The sequence below is a fragment of the Prolixibacter sp. SD074 genome (assembly GCF_009617895.1).
GTDB lineage: Bacteria > Bacteroidota > Bacteroidia > Bacteroidales > Prolixibacteraceae > Prolixibacter.
The window spans coordinates 799,702-816,311 of record NZ_BLAW01000001.1 but is presented as its reverse complement, the minus strand read 5'-3'; the positions used below and the strand labels follow the sequence as shown (position 1 = coordinate 816,311).

12 protein-coding genes are annotated in these 16,610 nt (G+C 43.0%); 4 read left to right on the top strand and 8 right to left on the bottom strand.

Annotation, left to right across the window (positions count from 1 at the left end; genetic code table 11):
• Positions 1-22: 22 nt before the first annotated feature.
• Positions 23-439 carry a hypothetical protein gene (locus tag GJU82_RS03450; RefSeq protein ID WP_153630872.1) on the bottom strand — a complete coding sequence of 139 codons (417 nt, stop codon included), beginning with the start codon at positions 437-439 and terminating at the stop codon, positions 23-25.
• Positions 440-635: 196 nt separating this feature from the next.
• On the opposite strand from GJU82_RS03450, the gene GJU82_RS03445 reads away from it, so the two are divergent.
• Together GJU82_RS03445 and GJU82_RS03440 are read left to right on the top strand one after the other, a co-directional pair.
• Positions 636-935: a histidine kinase gene (locus tag GJU82_RS03445; protein ID WP_153630871.1), complete on the top strand. Its 300-nt coding sequence runs from the start codon at positions 636-638 to the stop codon at positions 933-935.
• A 530-nt stretch (positions 936-1,465) separates the two neighbouring features.
• Positions 1,466-2,071, top strand: coding sequence for a hypothetical protein (locus tag GJU82_RS03440; RefSeq protein WP_153630870.1), 606 nt, complete (start codon positions 1,466-1,468; stop codon positions 2,069-2,071).
• Between the two features lie 11 nt (positions 2,072-2,082).
• Here the strand turns inward: GJU82_RS03440 and GJU82_RS03435 are convergent, their stop codons facing one another.
• A complete protein-coding gene (locus GJU82_RS03435; protein WP_153630869.1) occupies positions 2,083-4,479 on the bottom strand; it encodes an alpha-L-rhamnosidase C-terminal domain-containing protein in 2,397 nt (798 codons plus the stop codon).
• A gap of 49 nt (positions 4,480-4,528) precedes the next feature.
• On the bottom strand, positions 4,529-5,029 hold the full coding sequence (locus tag GJU82_RS03430; RefSeq protein WP_153630868.1) for a leucine-rich repeat domain-containing protein: 501 nt from the start codon (positions 5,027-5,029) through the stop codon (positions 4,529-4,531).
• Positions 5,030-5,489: 460 nt separating this feature from the next.
• On the opposite strand from GJU82_RS03430, the gene GJU82_RS03425 reads away from it, so the two are divergent.
• Together GJU82_RS03425 and GJU82_RS03420 are read left to right on the top strand one after the other, a co-directional pair.
• Positions 5,490-5,768 carry a LysO family transporter gene (locus GJU82_RS03425; RefSeq protein WP_153630867.1) on the top strand — a complete coding sequence of 93 codons (279 nt, stop codon included), beginning with the start codon at positions 5,490-5,492 and terminating at the stop codon, positions 5,766-5,768.
• A gap of 3 nt (positions 5,769-5,771) precedes the next feature.
• A complete protein-coding gene (locus tag GJU82_RS03420) occupies positions 5,772-6,380 on the top strand; it encodes a lysine exporter LysO family protein (protein ID WP_153630866.1) in 609 nt (202 codons plus the stop codon).
• A gap of 11 nt (positions 6,381-6,391) precedes the next feature.
• Here the strand turns inward: GJU82_RS03420 and GJU82_RS03415 are convergent, their stop codons facing one another.
• The 5 genes from GJU82_RS03415 to GJU82_RS03395 form a co-directional block, all read right to left on the bottom strand.
• The gene (locus tag GJU82_RS03415; RefSeq protein ID WP_153630865.1) at positions 6,392-8,470 is read right to left on the bottom strand and encodes a tetratricopeptide repeat protein; all 2,079 of its coding nucleotides are present in this window, start codon (positions 8,468-8,470) and stop codon (positions 6,392-6,394) included.
• 20 nt (positions 8,471-8,490) lie between these two features.
• A complete protein-coding gene (locus GJU82_RS03410; protein ID WP_228488552.1) occupies positions 8,491-9,372 on the bottom strand; it encodes an alpha/beta hydrolase family protein in 882 nt (293 codons plus the stop codon).
• Positions 9,373-9,414: 42 nt separating this feature from the next.
• Entirely contained in the window at positions 9,415-12,090 is a 2,676-nt protein-coding gene (locus tag GJU82_RS03405; protein ID WP_228488551.1) for a hypothetical protein, read from the bottom strand.
• 295 nt (positions 12,091-12,385) lie between these two features.
• Positions 12,386-12,874: a PaaI family thioesterase gene (locus GJU82_RS03400; RefSeq protein ID WP_153630864.1), complete on the bottom strand. Its 489-nt coding sequence runs from the start codon at positions 12,872-12,874 to the stop codon at positions 12,386-12,388.
• A 50-nt stretch (positions 12,875-12,924) separates the two neighbouring features.
• Entirely contained in the window at positions 12,925-16,272 is a 3,348-nt protein-coding gene (locus tag GJU82_RS03395; RefSeq protein ID WP_153630863.1) for an exodeoxyribonuclease V subunit beta, read from the bottom strand.
• Positions 16,273-16,610 lie beyond the last annotated feature (338 nt).

Here is a 16,610-nt window from a genome sequence, read left to right as displayed (position 1 = left end):
AAAAATTTTAAGTGACTAGTTATTAAAAATTGTTTTCCTTTAAATGGACCAAGATGGTTTCCAGCCGGTTAATCCACTTTTCCCGGATGTCTTCGGCCTTTTTGATTTGTTCCGGCGTGAGGATGGCTTTTAGTTCGTCGCTTCGCTTTTGGTTGAGCGCCAGCAGTTCACCCGTATTTTCCATTGTCACACCTTCCACTTTCAGGTAGGATTGACTTAACTTTGCGTATTTCAGATTAATCTGCAAGGCTTTTTCAGCCTGAGCTTCATCCATGTCCAGTCTGTTTTCCATAACCATGGTAACTACCTGTGCACGGGTTTCCGGGCTCCTCCTGAACAGCTCACGAAAGCCATCTTGCCTGCCCGGCGCGAAACTGCTAAACATAATTAATGTAAGCAGTGCTGCTGTTACTACAAGTAAGTTTTTTATTCTCATCATAATATTTCATTTTAAAATTCGCTTCAAACTTACGCCCTCCGTACCGCGTTATGGAAAACTTTTCATCAAACGGCAGATTCTTTTACACCAATAACCTGACAGATCAATAAGCGGCATGTTGAACCTTTTTGCCATTGGTTGAAGCTTAAATGACGTTGGTTTAAAGAGTTTATCCTGAATGGATTAATTTGTATTATTGCTTTATGAAAAAATTATTTGTACATATCGGCGTTTGGTTAACCCGCATTTCCTTTTCAATACCCTGAACAACCTGTACGGGTTGGCCTGGTCCAAATCCGACCTGGTCCCGCAAATGGTACTGGGGCTCCCGGACGCGATGCGCTACCTGATTTATGAGACCGAGCAAAAATTAGTGCCGGTGGAAAAAGAACTAAATATCTGGGATGAAAAAGAGCGCTTCTTTTTGTTTGTTAAAATAGTTACCGGAAAGATAAAAAAGCCGGAAAAACGAAAGCTTCTGGGCTTGGACTGGTAAATGTAAGAAAGCGGTTGGACCTGATTTTCGGGGAAAATTATGAACTTGAAATCGTGAAACAGGAAGAGGAGTACATGGTATCGCTCCGGTTTTCGGTTTTTTCAAAAAAAGAGGAGTTATGATGGAAAGGATTAAATGTATTGTGGTGGATGATGAGCCGATTGCCCGTCAGTATTTATAATAAAATAAAAAATTCAAACTTCGTTTTTTTTATCTTACTCCACAACTTTTTAAAGTGAGCCTAGCTTTCCTCATATATAAAACATGTTTAAACCCCGATATGACTGGATTATAGAACTTGATCAATTCAATTTTCAGGAGATGGTCAAATTAAAGTTTAATTTCAATTGACTTGTGGAAACACCATAATATCAACCAATCATCTCTATTTTTCTTTTGAGAGAATTCGTTAGTCCCTGGCACAGTTTATAACGTTCAGAACCTTGTCTTGTTTGCTTAGCCCATAATTTCATCGAATTCATTATTTTTAAAACCGGATAGCCGCAAATTTTCCGGCATAACCACTTTATATGGACAACCAGAAACAAACCATCAGCCTGACAATCATTATTTTACTATTGTCTCTTCAGCCAATAACGGCACAAACCACTCCTGACAAGCAGCATAAATTCAGGGTAGGTATCGGTATATTATTCGAGCGCGGCATCGACCGGTGCGGCCCGCTCCTCATGGCGGATTATAACTGGCAACTAAACCCGGTCATTGGAATTTCACCCGGAGTTTGGCTGGCCTACCGCCATTCTGCCTGGAAAAACGATACGGAATATTGGCGTTCCACTTTCGACAGTAAAGACTTGCGTGTAGTCCCGCGTGTGAATTTGGTTATCACTCCCCTGCCGGGAAAATTTTCCCGATTGCACTTTCAGTCAGGTATCCTGACAGAAGTACTGTTTTCCCGCTTTCATTCGACCAACGAAAACGATCTGATGGAACGAACCAGTGACTACCTGGAAGAATCAACTAAACTCCGCCCCGGATTCAGCGGCGGATTTCACCTCGACGTTGTTCAGTTTGATCAACATTGGTTGGGTATCGATGGTGAAATTATCTACGAATATTCCGGCTACAATCCACGCATTGACGCAGTGAACCTGGCAATCTATTATACTTTTTAATCACCTAATTCCTACAAATTAATTTCCTGACTTCCAGAATGCAATAGACGTTTTTCACCATTCCAACGGAAAATACCCGTAAGATTTGCCGGCAAGATTATTCGTCCCGTAATTCCATTCGTCCCTTTACGTTTCAAGTCAAATTCAATCATTCCTTCCGGATGCGGAAAGTTGCCTTTTATAAATTGCAATGGACCAAGCGCCGGTTCTATCTTCACCGTTTTAAAACCGGGCGAAGATGGCTCAATGCCGGCAACTGTAGCCAATAAATCATAGCCGGGGCTTGCGCTCCAGGCATGACAATCAGAGCGTGTCGGATCAGGCTTCTCTGCAAACGTGGTTAATCCTTTCGTCAGCATATCCCGCCAAAGCCCAAGGGTATTCAGGTATTCATCAGCCAAACCTGCCTTTTTCATGGCCCGGGTAAGATAAAACCGAAAATACATTGTTGGCTGGACTAGCGAAGTGTCATTCATCATTCTCCTAACAAAATCCTTCGCATTGCGCTTATCCACTGCTCCCGTTAGTACAGCAAATATATTCGTGTGCATGCTGAACTCCTTCTTTTCCGGTGCATCCGAAAAGTATCCTTTCGATTCGTCCCGGCAATTTTCCTTAACAGCCTTTACCAGGTTATCAGCCAATATCTGATATTTTTGGGCAAGACAAGTATCGTCAAATTGTTTAAAGATTTCAGCGGCATGTTGTGCACTATAGGCAAATTGCAACGTCAACATGGCACTTTGACCACGAAATCCACCGGCCGGGACACCTCCCATTTGCGTCTCGCTGCTCCAGGCCCATTCTTTGGCCCAATCAACAAAATTCCAGTATTCAACTTTCCCCAATAAACCCGTTTTCGGATCGATGCGTTGTTCAAACCAATGCATCACATTTTCAATTCCCCAAAGATTACTTCGAACAAACCCCGGATCATTGCGAAGCATCCGGTAATCATTCACCATATCCACCCAAAACAGCGAATAGGGAGGTATGATTTGCGGTAAATAGGACGGATACCGGCTTCTGGTCAGTCCTTCCGAAAAACGGGAATCGTTAAACAGTTTAATGGCTTTGCGCACCAATCGATCATCGCCCGACACGTAAAGTGAAATCAACGCCTGTATACGCGTATCGCCCACATACTGCAGCTGTTCGTAGTACGGACAATCGAAATAAGTTTCATTAGCACACAAACGGGCTGTTCGCCAACCTACGTTCCAAATTTGCTGCAGGGTCGAATCACTGGATGCGAATTTTGCTTTCTCCACCAACGGATAGGCCGTAAACATTCCATAAAAGTCGTTGATAGTTAGCGGCTCATCAGCTGTTTGAATATCCATTCGGATGTACCGGTACGTTCGGAACCACAATGGCCGGAACATGCGGTTCGTTCCGCCGTCCGGCAGAAAAACGTCGGTATAGCCGATAAGCTTTTTTCCGTCAATGTTATTGCGGTTTCCTTTCTGTCCATTTGCATCAAATAGCGCTTCCGCGTAACTGATTTTCACGGTAGCTCCTTTCCCGTTTGTAACGTGCAATTCGGGATAAGCGGTCGTCAAAACACCATTATCAATCAAAATGGAAACTTCCCTGTTGGCCGGAATAGTTAACGGAGCTTTTCCCTGAAGCCAATTATCGGTTAAATTAATTCCTTCACTTCTCCGGACAGATTTCATCCGTTCCATCTTATTCTCCATGAAAGGAATTTGCCGCGGGGTCAACGTCCAGGATGTTTCTGTTCCGATTCCTTTCGGCTGACCATTGTTCAGTTGGCTAGCTTGTTTCCAAACCGAATCGTCGTAATCAACGTTCTCCCATCCCCAGGGATATTCCGAACCATCGACCACATCGGTTGGGCCTACTACGATATATGCATGAAGCAATTTCCCCGGATCTTCTCCCGGACGATATGCAGTATCCTGCATGACTTTCCAGGATGAATTAGTATTCACCATTTCTTCTTTCGATGAATTTCCCTGTAGAATGAAAGCTGTCATTAACGAAAACTGTGCTACCGGCCGTTTCAATCCGAAATTCCAAACTTCGGCTGCCAGCACATTCTTTCCTTTCCGGAGATAGGGAGCAATGTCGGCCGGTTCAAAATGCCAGTGTTCGATGTCTCCACGCGAAGGGCCTTCGCAAACGGTTTGCCCGTTTACAAAAAAACGATACCGGTTGTCACCAGAAATATGCACGACGAATTTCTCCGGGACATCGGTCAAATCAAAACTTTTTCGGAAATGAAATACGCCATATTCCGTTGGGGAAGCCGTTGGATGACTTATCCAATGGGCGCTCCATGGTTTACTTAATAACGAAGGGTTTATCTTATTCAGGGCAACTTCCTGACCTAAGCCAGTTATGCATACACTGCTCCAAATCAGGATGGTCAGTATCCATTTCATCGGTTTGGTTATTTTGGTGTTTTGTTCGTTTTTCCGTTTCGATCAAAAACTACTTCTTTTTGTCCCCGGTCACAATCTTGGTGTATTTAAAATAATAAAGTTGTTTCATTCCCCTCAACCAGGCCGGCGGCTGACGAATTCCGGTATTGCTGACATCAATTATTTTCAACTTTTTACAGTTGGAAAGTGTGTAAGGTAATTCCGTCAGATTTGGATTATTGCTCAAATACAACTCTTCCAGGTTATCACACAAATCCAGCACCTTGTTAACTGATTGCAGATCATTATCCCTCAACGATAAAGTCCGCAAGTTTTTCATCGCTGTAATGTTATTTGGAATTTCCTTCAAATTATTGTGATCAAGAATCAACACGCGAATAGTAGGCGAAAGCGCCTGAACCGGAAAATTGTGTAATCCTTCCCAACTTAAATCCAGAATATAGTGATCGGCGCCATATTGGGCATCTCCGTAAAATATACCCGGTCGTTTCTCCTGCCCATAGGCAAACAAAGTTGCCAGGCTAAAAATTAACGTAAAGATCAGCTTCATCTTCTTTATTTTAATGTAGTTTCAATCGAACAGCATAGAGTTATTCTGAGCATTCGGAAAGCAAAAGTTACAAAAAAGGAATGAAAACCGACCGAAAATAAAGGCATTTACCCGCCGGATGGAGCACTTCAAAAATCGGGGAATTGAAAAAACCACGGTTTCCTGTCTTTATAGAACAGGAACACCATGGTTAAACCGTACACATCATTTTAATGACTTCTTGTACTTTCAATCATCAAAAAATAAATCAACTAACGCTTAATTTAATCGTGGATATCAGGATAACAAGAGCCATTTTAAAAAGTTCACCTTACGGTAGAAAACCAAAATAAATTTTCAGGAATCAGCCTATCCGATAATTAATCTCCGTTCTCTTTTACGTCTCCACGGAGAACCCGCTCCTACCAGAAGCCTGTATTTGTGTTATCTTTGCCTCCGATCGAAATTGAAAAGAAAACAAATGATTACCGTTTTACTACTAATGGGGGCCGGCATTCTTGCCGGAGTGTGGCTGGGAAAATTTCCGCTGGTAATGAAAATCAATGACAAGCTCATCTCATGGGCCATCTATCTGTTGTTGTTTTTACTCGGAATCGGTGTGGGAACCAACAAAATGGTTATCCAAAGCCTCGATTCGATTGGTTTACAAGCTTTGCTTTTAACCATCGGTGCGTTGGCAGGAAGCATTGCGATGGGATGGATTATCTATCGTGTATTTTTTCACCTGAATAACAACTAAACCATGAAAGGCAGTATTATCATTCTCTCTTTCTTTGCCCTGGGGCTTATTCTGGGTATTACACATTCCTTGCCAGCCGTCCTGCTGAAGACCGATTTCAGCATGTATGCGTTGTACATACTCATGTTTCTGGTGGGAATCGGTATCGGAGCCGATCGAAAATCGTGGAAAGTTATCCGGACTATCAATGTCAAAATCTTTCTGGTGCCCCTGGGAGTTATGGTAGGAACGGCCATTGGTGTTACCATTGTTTCCCTGTTCCTCCCAAATTTGTCTATCAGAGAAGCGATGGCCGTTGGAGCCGGCTACGGTTATTACAGCCTGTCCAGCATTTTTATTACACAAATGCACGGAGAAACGCTTGGCGTAATGGCCTTGCTGTCGAATATTATCCGCGAAGTTGCCACGCTGTTGCTGACTCCTGTCTTTGTAAAGTATTTTGGAAAACTCGCCGGAATCATGAGTGGGGGCGCCACAGCCATGGATACAACCCTGCCCATTATCACCCGTTACTCGGGAAAAGATTATGCGATTATCTCGCTTGTCAGCGGAATTGTATTGACAATCCTGGTACCTGTCATCATCACATTCATCCTACACACCAGCCTATAAATCACTGAACATCAAGCGCCTGATAATTGTTTGTCTGCAAGTTGCCGAGAACCAGCCAATGGTAAGGTAAAATAGAATTCCGAACCCTTTCCCAACTGACTATCAACCCAAATACTTCCATTGTTGGCACCCACAAATTCGCTGCACAGATTCAATCCCAGGCCAGATCCCTTTTCATTATTTGTTCCGTATGTGGTGAAATAAGTGCTCTTATCAAATAACCTGGGAATATTTTCTTTCGGAATGCCGATACCAGTATCGCTGACTGACACTTTAATATGCTTATTACCCTGTTCAATCTTCAGCACAATGCGTCCGCCGGAAGGCGTAAATTTAATGGCATTACTAAGCAAGTTTCTCAAAACCAGGGCAATCATGTCCGCATCGCAATAGGAAAGTACGGCTTCTCCCATATTGATCTCCAAATCGATGCCTTTTACTTTCGCATCTGCTTTAATCAGGTCCAGCGATTCTTCAACCAACCCGGTTAAGTCAACCACACCTTGATTGGGCGTAATTCGGCCTTGTTGTGACCGTGACCAATACAACAGGTTTTCCAGCAAATTATGAGTATCGCAGGTTTTGTCCCGCAGCACTTTCATCACATCGAAGAGTTCTTTCCTATCGGTGAACTCATCTTCCAAAACCATATCAAAGATGGAACGCATATTGGCAATCGGTCCGCGAAGGTCGTGTCCAATAACCGAGAAAAGCTTGTCTTTCGTTTGGTTCAGTTCCTCAAGCGTATTTTTCTGCATTTCCAGCATTTCATTTTGCCGCGCAATCGCTGTATTCTGCTGCGTAATTTTCTCATTATCCAGCCGTTTTTGCACGTACGCGTAAATAATCAATGCGGCAACAAGAAGAATGGAGATGGTTAGGCCCAACAAAGTATTGCCTAAAAACTTTTCCCTTTCGAGCTTTGCCTGCTGCAATTCAATCAACTGCTCTTTCTTCTGTGTCTCATATTTTGTCTGCAATTCGGCAATTTGTTGCGATTTGGCGAGATTGAGAACCGAGTCGCTGTAAGCCTTATATTTTTCATGATAATAAAACGCTTTTTTATAGTTCTCCAAACCTGCATAAGCCTTCGAAAGATTTTTATAGATGCGGGCCACTTCGTTATTCACGCCCATGTCACCTATAATATTGAGAGCAGCAGCATAAAAACTGATGGCTTTCTCGTACGAGCCAGTCTTATCGAGAATTACGCCAATATTATTCACACACTGTGAGATACGACTATGATCATTCATCTCCTTATACAATGCCATAGCCTGCAATGCATGTTCAAAAGCCAGGGGCATTTCTCCCTGTTTCTGCAAAATGACCCCAATATTCATCAAGCAGTTAGCAATTCCTCGCTGGTTATCCAGTTCTTTATAAACATTGAGTGCCTTTGTGTAATATTGTTTGGCGTCGACCAGCTTATGCCGATTCGATGATATAACTCCCATATTGACCAGACTGGCAGCTAATTTATCTTTAAAGCCATTTTTTTTAGCCAAATCCAATGCTCGCTGATTATATTCCTTCGCATTATCGATCAGCCCAATTGTAATATAAGTGCTGGCAATATTCGTCAGTGTTGTTATTAGTGGGTGAATAATATGATTGGAATCGTAATAATTCAGGGAAACCTGGTAATTTTGAAGTGCTTTTACATATTTTCCCTGCCGGTGATAAATACCTCCAATGTTATTATGCGCATGTGCCGCACCACGCTCATCATCTATTCTTTCATAAATCACTAATGCCTCCTGATATAAAGACATCGCCTGATTTAAATCGCCATCTTGCTGAGATAAAATCCCATAGTATTGTTTCGCATCGGCAATCCCTTTTTCATATCCAACACGGGTGGCATAGCTCAAAATCCCGCGAAGCTGCAATCTTACGGTTTGTGGATCGGAAAATATATTCTCCTCACACGAGTTCAGCAACATATCAATTTTATCCCGGTCAGTCAATGTCGAGTTATCCGTCTGCCCGGGTAAATCATTTTTCACTTTACCGTTGGCGAAAAGCATCTGCCATCCCATCATCAGGAAGAGAAAAAAATACAGACCTGTTGCCCGGTTCACCTTCATTGCGCTTTAAACTGTTGTGATTACCGACGGAACGATTCACTAATAAACTTAAGTCCGGCTGGCAAACCGGTGCGCCAATAGGTCCAACTGTGTGAGCCATCACGGACCCTGTATTCGTGAGGAATTTTCAAGTCGCGCAATAATACGTGCAACGCCGAATTTCCCTTATACAGGAAATCATCATCGCCACAATCGACGTAAAACCTGACGGAACGAAGTTTTTCAACCGGGATATCCTTGGCCAAATGCAGCGGACTATGTTCGATCCAGTTCTTTGTGATACGGCCTTGGCCTTCCAGATTTTTACCAAAAATATCGCCAAAAAACATGTTGTAATTCTTATCAGGCATATCGACAATTTCCTTGTCAGTCATCGTTCCGGAAGAAAAGGCAACACAGGAAGAAAACAAATCGTTATACTTCATGGCGTACATCAATGCACCATAGCCACCCATCGATAATCCGGCAACAGCCCGAAACTCTTTCTTCGAGCGAATGCGGTATTGTGACTCGATAAACGGGACAAACTCTTTAATGAACATATCCTCGTACGGATCTTTCCCCTGATAGTCGTTGCAATACCAGGTTACTTTAGCATCCGGCATCACGATGATCATGGGCGAACTCGAACCGCTGTCAATGGCATCATCGGCTATCCGGTCCACCTCACCAAACTGAACCCAGCCAGTCTCATCATCGGAATAACCGTGTAAAAGATAAAGAACTGGATAATCCCGCTGCGAATCATCGTAACCCGGTGGCAGGTAAATGGAATACTTCACATCGCGTTTCAGGAGATCGCTTTTCATGGAAAGGCTCTCCAGTACCGTGCCTTGCTGAGCAAATGCAGCAACCTGAAATGACAGCAACACAAGTAATAGCAACAACTTTTTCATTGACATATGCTTTATTTTTAGTTTGTGGTTTTTAAATTCCGATGCCGGTTAAAGCGGCCGAACACGCATGAGATCGAGCATCGCCATATTGATATCACCATTCATATTTTCATTGAAATCTTCCAGCGAAAGCTTCAATGTATTTTTACCGGCCTTCAATTCCACCTGAATGGGATTGCTCCATCCCCAGTTCGACCATTCTTCTTTTCCTCGCTGTGCAAAAACAGCTACCCCGGCAAACTGGCTATCAACTTTCACCGAACGAACCGCACACTTATTATCGGTATTGTCCGGTCCGGAACCGTTAGAATACCTGAAATCGACGGTGTATTTTCCGGTGTGGTTTACGTTGAACTGAAAAACAAGTTTCCGGTTTTTATTTTTGGTTAGTTCTACAAAACCTTTTCCGCTGTAACCATGGTATTCAAGCGATGATTTTGGGGCCACCTGTTCAGCCTCTACTTCGATAACTCTCTTTGGCGATATAACGTCCACTGGCTGGCTTAAAAATGAATTATCGGCCTTTCCGCGAGTTTCTACCTGATATTCTGCCAAACGAGTTGTCAACAGAATGCGTACAGCTGTGTCACTAACCATCTGGAAGAATTTTCCATTCCGGTAAACGGTGTAGCTATCAGCCTCTTTAACCGGTTGCCAGGTAAGGCGATCGCCCTTAAGTGTTACCTGCATTGGTGCAGCCGGTGAGAAACGATTGCCCACCCGATTAATGTTTCCCGTATGTTGAATCCGGTTATTCATTTCGATGATGATCTTATGCTTTCCGTTTAAATTTCCCGGCAAAAAGTAATCTTTACCCGCCTTTCCGTCGATAGAAAAACGGCTGATTTCATCGCCATAGCCTTCGACCTTTATGGAAAGATTCATTTTCCTGTAATGGAAATTCGTTACCTCAAAGTTTCCCCTATAGGCAATAGGAATAACCGGAGCAAACATTATTCCGTCCACATGGAAATCCATTCCCAAAAAGACCCGGTAAACCATAGCCAGATTTCCGGCAATACTCCATAACTGCCGGTTAGAATTGACTTGTGTATCCCTGAAATCACCATTTCCGGCTACCATATTTTCCTTGTTGGTCAGGAAGAGCGCTGCCGGCCGGTATAAAGCGGCAAGGCCCTGATCCAATCCGGCCATATTTCCATGCAGGGCATTAGCCCAATTCCAATAAGCCTGTACAAACGGCCAGATACTGTTATTGTGATACGGAGGAATTCCGGGTATTTGCGGATAAATCGTGGGAATTCCATAATCGACGACAGGTGTTTTTCCCAGGATGGATCGAACACGGGTAGTATCGGCTATCCCAAATAAAACAGACAATGCTTCTCCGAGCGCTTCACTTCCTGGCGAAAGCGAAAAATTATTTCTTCCGTAAAGATACTGGCCATAATATCCTTTCTCGGCAACCCACAATTTGTTATTCATATCCGCTTTAATGGAATCTGCCAGTTGTTCATAACGAGAGGTCGTATCCCCCATCATTTTAGCCAAACGGGAAAGAATCATCAACGAATGAAAATGCACTGCATTGGTACCCAAACAACGTGACTGGGATATATCAACACCATTCATCCATGCAGGATACGTCTGTTTTCGCCAGTCGAGAAATGACGATTCCCCCATCATCAGGTGATTCCGGTTATTCAGTAACGTTTTAATGTCGTCATCAACGCTATTTTTAATAATCGGATAAATGGTTTTCAACCAATCCCGATCGCCGGTCACTTTATAAATTTCCCAGGCTGCGGTTGCCCAAATACTCCTGTCAGACGAAACCGGCCAGGCCCCTCCCGTTCCGGTATCCTGAATAATCCGGACGTTTTTCACTTTTCGCATCAGGCTTGTTTTGGCCACCTCCGGTTCGAGATATGCATAGGCGAGGATAATGCTGTAACTTACATCGCGCGTCCAAACTCCCGGCCATGACTCACCCGTGCGGAAAGTTCTGTCTGACTCAATATCTTGTACCGTCTCGTCAAGTGACATATTATACATGGCATCAACCAACGGAATATCTGAATGCAATTGGGGATAACCGGAAATATCATTTTTCAGGTCCCATTTCTTTGCCGTAAAATTTCCGGGTTCGTATGGATTCAATACTACCGTGATGGTGTAAATGCCATCACCATCCGGATCGGTTAATTGAAATTGTTTGCGTGTTGACAGGTTATCAAAATCCCAACTCAATGGAGCTAAATTTCCGGCAATGAATATTCCCGTAAAATCATCTTTATAAATTCGTTGCCCATTTGAGAAATCGTGAAAACCTTTTTCTCTAAAGTCTTTTATCAGCTCACGGGCATCGAGACTGATTTCCACCCTGGTGTTAGCAGGTAAACTGCCCGTTGGGTTCGATTGTTTTTCGTCCTTGCCTTTTTGACCAAATTCAATCGGTGGTAAGCTTACCACCTTATTTTTGTCTGGATTCAGCAAAAAAGTATGGTTTACCCCCACAGGCAACTCGTTGTCTTTTCCGTTTACGGCAAACTTGAATTCAATGAAATTGGGAAAATCCTCATTGGCCGGACTTTGATAATCAGAAACCATTTGAGTAGGAGAAATAACTTTTGCCTTATACTTTCCCTGGACAACCCGATTGGCATATACCTTATAATTTTCTGCTTTATAAAGCAATCGGTTCCCCTGGTGACAACCCGCCAGCATGATCATCGAAATGACAAGTAAAATCCCCTTTTTCACAACGCTATTTTTTCTTCGTTATAATTACACCATTTTTTGGTAATAACCTAATCACAAAGGTAATGAACACCGGCAACGAAAAAGAAAAGCAAAGCAGAATATTTTCATCAAAAATACGAGCGGTAAAGGAGTTCATAAAATAAGTAAGGGAATCGCTTAAGTAAGCAATTCCCTTTCCTCTTTTAACCAGGCCTGACCAAAATTGTATGAAAAAAATTTCTCCTCTCTTGCCACCAAAGATGGTCGATAAAGGTGTTAACCCGATAAAAGTTTTCCTAAAATTCCTAAAATACAACTACTTTTCCTCGAAGAAAGCTTCCTTCCCGGGATAATTCATCGATTCCATTGCTTTTTCAACGGGAAACAGGAAATACCGGATATTACCTTCACTGGCTACTTTTCCTTCGTGATTGATAATTTGTGCATGAATGGTGGCTAACCGCCGGTTCTGATCAACCAACTTTGCTTTCAAGGTGATTTCGCCCTTATCAATCAGTACCGGTTGCTGATATTTCACTTCCATCGATGCGGTGACACCGGCCGTTCCACATTGTGTATACACCACCCAACCGGAGATTTCATCCAGCATCGTTGCCTGAATTCCTCCATGCAATACATTCAGGTATCCCTCATATTTCTTTTCAGGAATCCATTTCGAAATTACTTCACCCTCTTTCACTTCATGAAAATGCATATTTAAGCCAATCGGATTGCTGGGAGAGCAACCAAAACAATGGTATTCACCGGAGGTATCTTTTGCGTAAGGATTGATAATCTTTTTCATGTGTATATAAAATGTTTTATTTAGACGCTTCGTTTATATTGATGGAAAACTCAATCAACCTCAACCAGTTTGTTTTCCTGGATATACCAAACATATCCCTTTGCATGCGCATATCCCATTTTCCTGATATCGGTTAAGTAGCCGGCGACCTGCTTCCGGTTTTTTTCATTTTCACTTCCCGTTTTGTAATCAACGACCACCAACTGGCCACCCTTTATCATTACCCTGTCGGGACGATGTGTGCGTTCTTTTCCGCGAAGGATGTCCCGTTCGGCGAGAACCTTCCAACTACCATCGAACCACGAATGAATAATGTCTTTCTCCAGCTTTCCGGCAATCTCATTTCTGAGGTCCTTCATTGCTGTTTTTTCGATTTTCCCTTCAAACAACATGCGGTTCAATGCCCTGTCGATATCGTGGATAGTAATGATGTTCTCGAATAGCTCATGCATCAACTGTCCATAGTTCACTTTCTCTAATTTGTCGCTGGGTATAATCTCAAAGTAATCCCGGCTGTGCAACCGGATTTTCAGACTATCGCCTTTCCCACCAAATTGAAAATTAGTTAGCACAAACGAACCTGCGGTTGTTCTTTCCTTTTCAAAAGGTTGGAGAGCTCCTAACTCAAAGGCTTTCTCCTCCATATTCCAATAGTCCGTAATGTCGATGTAATGTTGCCGGTCCTCCGAATCGAGCAATGGCGGATTTTCAAATATGCGTTGCAGTAAACCCGACATCGAGTTTCCAACTCCTTTAGTCAATTTTGGATGGTATGCACCATACGCAACCAACGCATTTTTGGCACGTGTAAATGCCACATACAGCAAATTGAGGTTGTCGACGGCACTGTACAACAATTCGGTAAAGTACTCATCAGCAAATAACGAATTGGTCAGATTCTTTTTATACTTCACCGGAACCAGCGCCAGCTCACTTAACGGCTCACTATCAGGCTTACACCACAAATGCGGCGCATGTTTTGGTTCGGGATAAACCAGCCAGTCGCAGAACGGAATAAAGACAACCGGGAATTCCAATCCCTTCGATTTATGGATGGTCAAAACCCGAATAGCGTTTTGTTCCTCTGCCACACTGATGGTTTTACTAAAACCGGTACTCTCCCACCAATCGACAAACGAGTTGATATCGGCAGATTCCGTGTTCGTATAATCCAGCAGAATATCCAAAAACGCCTGCAAATAGGGCCATTCTCCGGAAATACTATTCAACCGGAATTCGCGAATCAACCGTTCAGCCAGATTATACAACGGCAATCCCCGTAGTTCGTTTTTCAAGGCAACGCTTTCCTCGTCTCCTAACCAGGGTTTAAAAAGCGCCGGCATATTATTCATATAATTAAAATACCAGTCAGCTGCTTCGTCCTGATCCATTTCCGGTGTCCCGAACAAGTCCAACTGCGGTTTTCCTTCATTCTTCAACAATGCCTGATCTTGTTGCGGCATGGAAGGAAGCAGATAAAAGAAAAACTCGTGGATCATTTCAGCTTCCCTGATTTTATTCTTCGGAACAGCCAAAATATGAAAGTAGTTCAGGATGAACTTCACCGTTGCGGCATTACCCACGAACAATGAGTCGTTCGAAATAACCTCATAGCTAAAGGTTGAACCGGGAACTGCCAGTTTCTTTTCCAGCAATGCCCTGGCAATTTCTGCTCCTTCCCGTTTGTTCCGCACAAGAATCGCCATATCGCCCGGCTCATAACCCAGCTCCTGCATTTTTTCAATATCCGAGATGGTTTTACCGATGGCCATTTGCCGGAAGTCATCCTTGTTTCCTTCATTTTCCATCAGTTCAATGCGCACGTAACCATCTTCATTTCCACGTTTAGCGCACTTCTGAAAATGATCGGCATATGCTTTTGCTATCAGATTTTCGAAATCTCCTTTGTTTTTGATCGTATCGCCGGCCGATTCGAGTTGAGCATTCACATCATCCTGCAAAAATTCGGAAGCTTGCCGGAAGACTATGTTATTGAAGTCGATGACATTCTTTGAGCTTCGCCAGTTGGTATCAAGCGTTACTTTATCGAGACCATAATGTTGAAAATCGTTCTCCAACTGGTTCGCCAGTAAGTTCCAATCACCATTACGCCAACGGTAAATCGATTGCTTCACGTCGCCTACCACCATATTTTGTCCCCCTTCGGCCAACGAATTTTCTACCAGCGGGTTCAGGTTATGCCACTGCATCCGGGATGTATCCTGAAACTCATCAAGCATAAAATGTTGATATACCGACCCCATCTTTTCATAGACAAAGGGCGTATCGCTGCCGGCTATCACTTTGTTCAGCAACTGCGCCGTGTCACTCAGGATCAGAATGTTCTTCTCCAAGGATATTTCCTTGACTTTGGAAGCCAAATCGGTTAAAACTCCCAATGTATAAAGATTAGGAAGAACGGCCTTCACTGACTCTACCCGTGGAGATTCTTCGTTGTAATATTGCAATGCCTCTTTGAGCAAACTATTTAATCCTTCGTCATACGCCGAAGCAATGGCATTTTTAACAGCCGGCCCAGTCGTCTTGGTCGACCAATCGTCAAGATTGTCAACGGCATTCAAAACCCGTGTGCCAGGTTCATAGTTTCCTTCTGTCAACTTAGAAAAATAGGATGCGAATGAACGTGATCCATACTTAAACGATTCAGGGTTCAATCCATGACTGCTCATCAAAGCAATTGCTTTTCGCCCGATATCAGCCATCCGCTCATCGAACTCCTCAGCAATCTTCTTCAACTTCTTTCCATAATCAGCCAGGAACTCCTTGTCCTCCATCCGGGCAATTAATTCCTCATCGAATGTCCGGAAAACTTCGCCGAAGATTTCACTTCCCCTTTCCAGGATATGCTGTTTAAAGTTCCAATTCTGTCCGACTTGTAACGTCTGCTCAGCGAAATCTAAAAACCATTCCCGGAGCAATTCATTATCATCAATACCAAGAAAAAGCCTTTCGACGGCTTCCTCCAAAATAGCCCGATGATCCAATTCGGTCCGGAATGAGGCATGCAACCTGATTTCTCGTGTAAAAGCCCGTACAACCCGTTGAAAAAAACTATCGATGGTACTGACTGAAAAGCGGGAATAATCGTGCAAAACCGATTTCAATATATTATTGGCTAGCTTCCTGAGCACATCTTCCGGTTTACCGGAAACACTCAATAACGTATCCAAATGTTGGGACGCTTGACCACTGGCCAGCAGGTAAAGTTCACTGAGTATCCTTCCTTTCATTTCGGTTGTCGCCTTATTGGTAAAGGTTACAGCCAGTATATGCCGGTAGGCCGTCGGTTCGCGGAAAATCAGTTTCAGATATTCCCGGATAATCTGAAACGTTTTTCCCGAACCGGCCGAAGCTTTATATATTTTCAAATTAGACATTACCGTAAGAATTTTTTGGCGTTTTCAATCGGTCCATCCTCCTTCATAACTCATCATTTCCGCATAAAACCGATAACATATGACGGAATTCCTGTAAAAGTAGAAAACATCTCCGGAAAAATTTTTTACACCAACAATATTTATCCCTTTTGCAGCTTTAATTTTTTCTACAAAACCCGAAACAGCTGATGATCTGACACCTGAAACAAGGACATTGATACCTGTTGCTAACCCAATAACCTCTACAATTCACAATTTTATATCATAATTACATAATTTTTGCCGTTATAGTGCGTTATTAATGGCAAAGGGTAATTCTGAATTACCAAAAAAATGTT

What these genes read in the sequence shown, in the direction of transcription:
- GJU82_RS03415 (WP_153630865.1), bottom strand. Translation starts at nt 8,470, where the DNA reads ATGAAGGTGAACCGGGCAACAGGTCTGTATTTTTTTCTCTTCCTGATG.
- GJU82_RS03440 (WP_153630870.1), top strand. Translation starts at nt 1,466, where the DNA reads ATGGACAACCAGAAACAAACCATCAGCCTGACAATCATTATTTTACTA.
- GJU82_RS03410 (WP_228488552.1), bottom strand. Translation starts at nt 9,372, where the DNA reads ATGTCAATGAAAAAGTTGTTGCTATTACTTGTGTTGCTGTCATTTCAG.
- GJU82_RS03395 (WP_153630863.1), bottom strand. Translation starts at nt 16,272, where the DNA reads ATGTCTAATTTGAAAATATATAAAGCTTCGGCCGGTTCGGGAAAAACG.
- GJU82_RS03430 (WP_153630868.1), bottom strand. Translation starts at nt 5,029, where the DNA reads ATGAAGCTGATCTTTACGTTAATTTTTAGCCTGGCAACTTTGTTTGCC.
- GJU82_RS03420 (WP_153630866.1), top strand. Translation starts at nt 5,772, where the DNA reads ATGAAAGGCAGTATTATCATTCTCTCTTTCTTTGCCCTGGGGCTTATT.
- GJU82_RS03435 (WP_153630869.1), bottom strand. Translation starts at nt 4,479, where the DNA reads ATGAAATGGATACTGACCATCCTGATTTGGAGCAGTGTATGCATAACT.
- GJU82_RS03425 (WP_153630867.1), top strand. Translation starts at nt 5,490, where the DNA reads ATGATTACCGTTTTACTACTAATGGGGGCCGGCATTCTTGCCGGAGTG.
- GJU82_RS03450 (WP_153630872.1), bottom strand. Translation starts at nt 439, where the DNA reads ATGATGAGAATAAAAAACTTACTTGTAGTAACAGCAGCACTGCTTACA.
- GJU82_RS03400 (WP_153630864.1), bottom strand. Translation starts at nt 12,874, where the DNA reads ATGAAAAAGATTATCAATCCTTACGCAAAAGATACCTCCGGTGAATAC.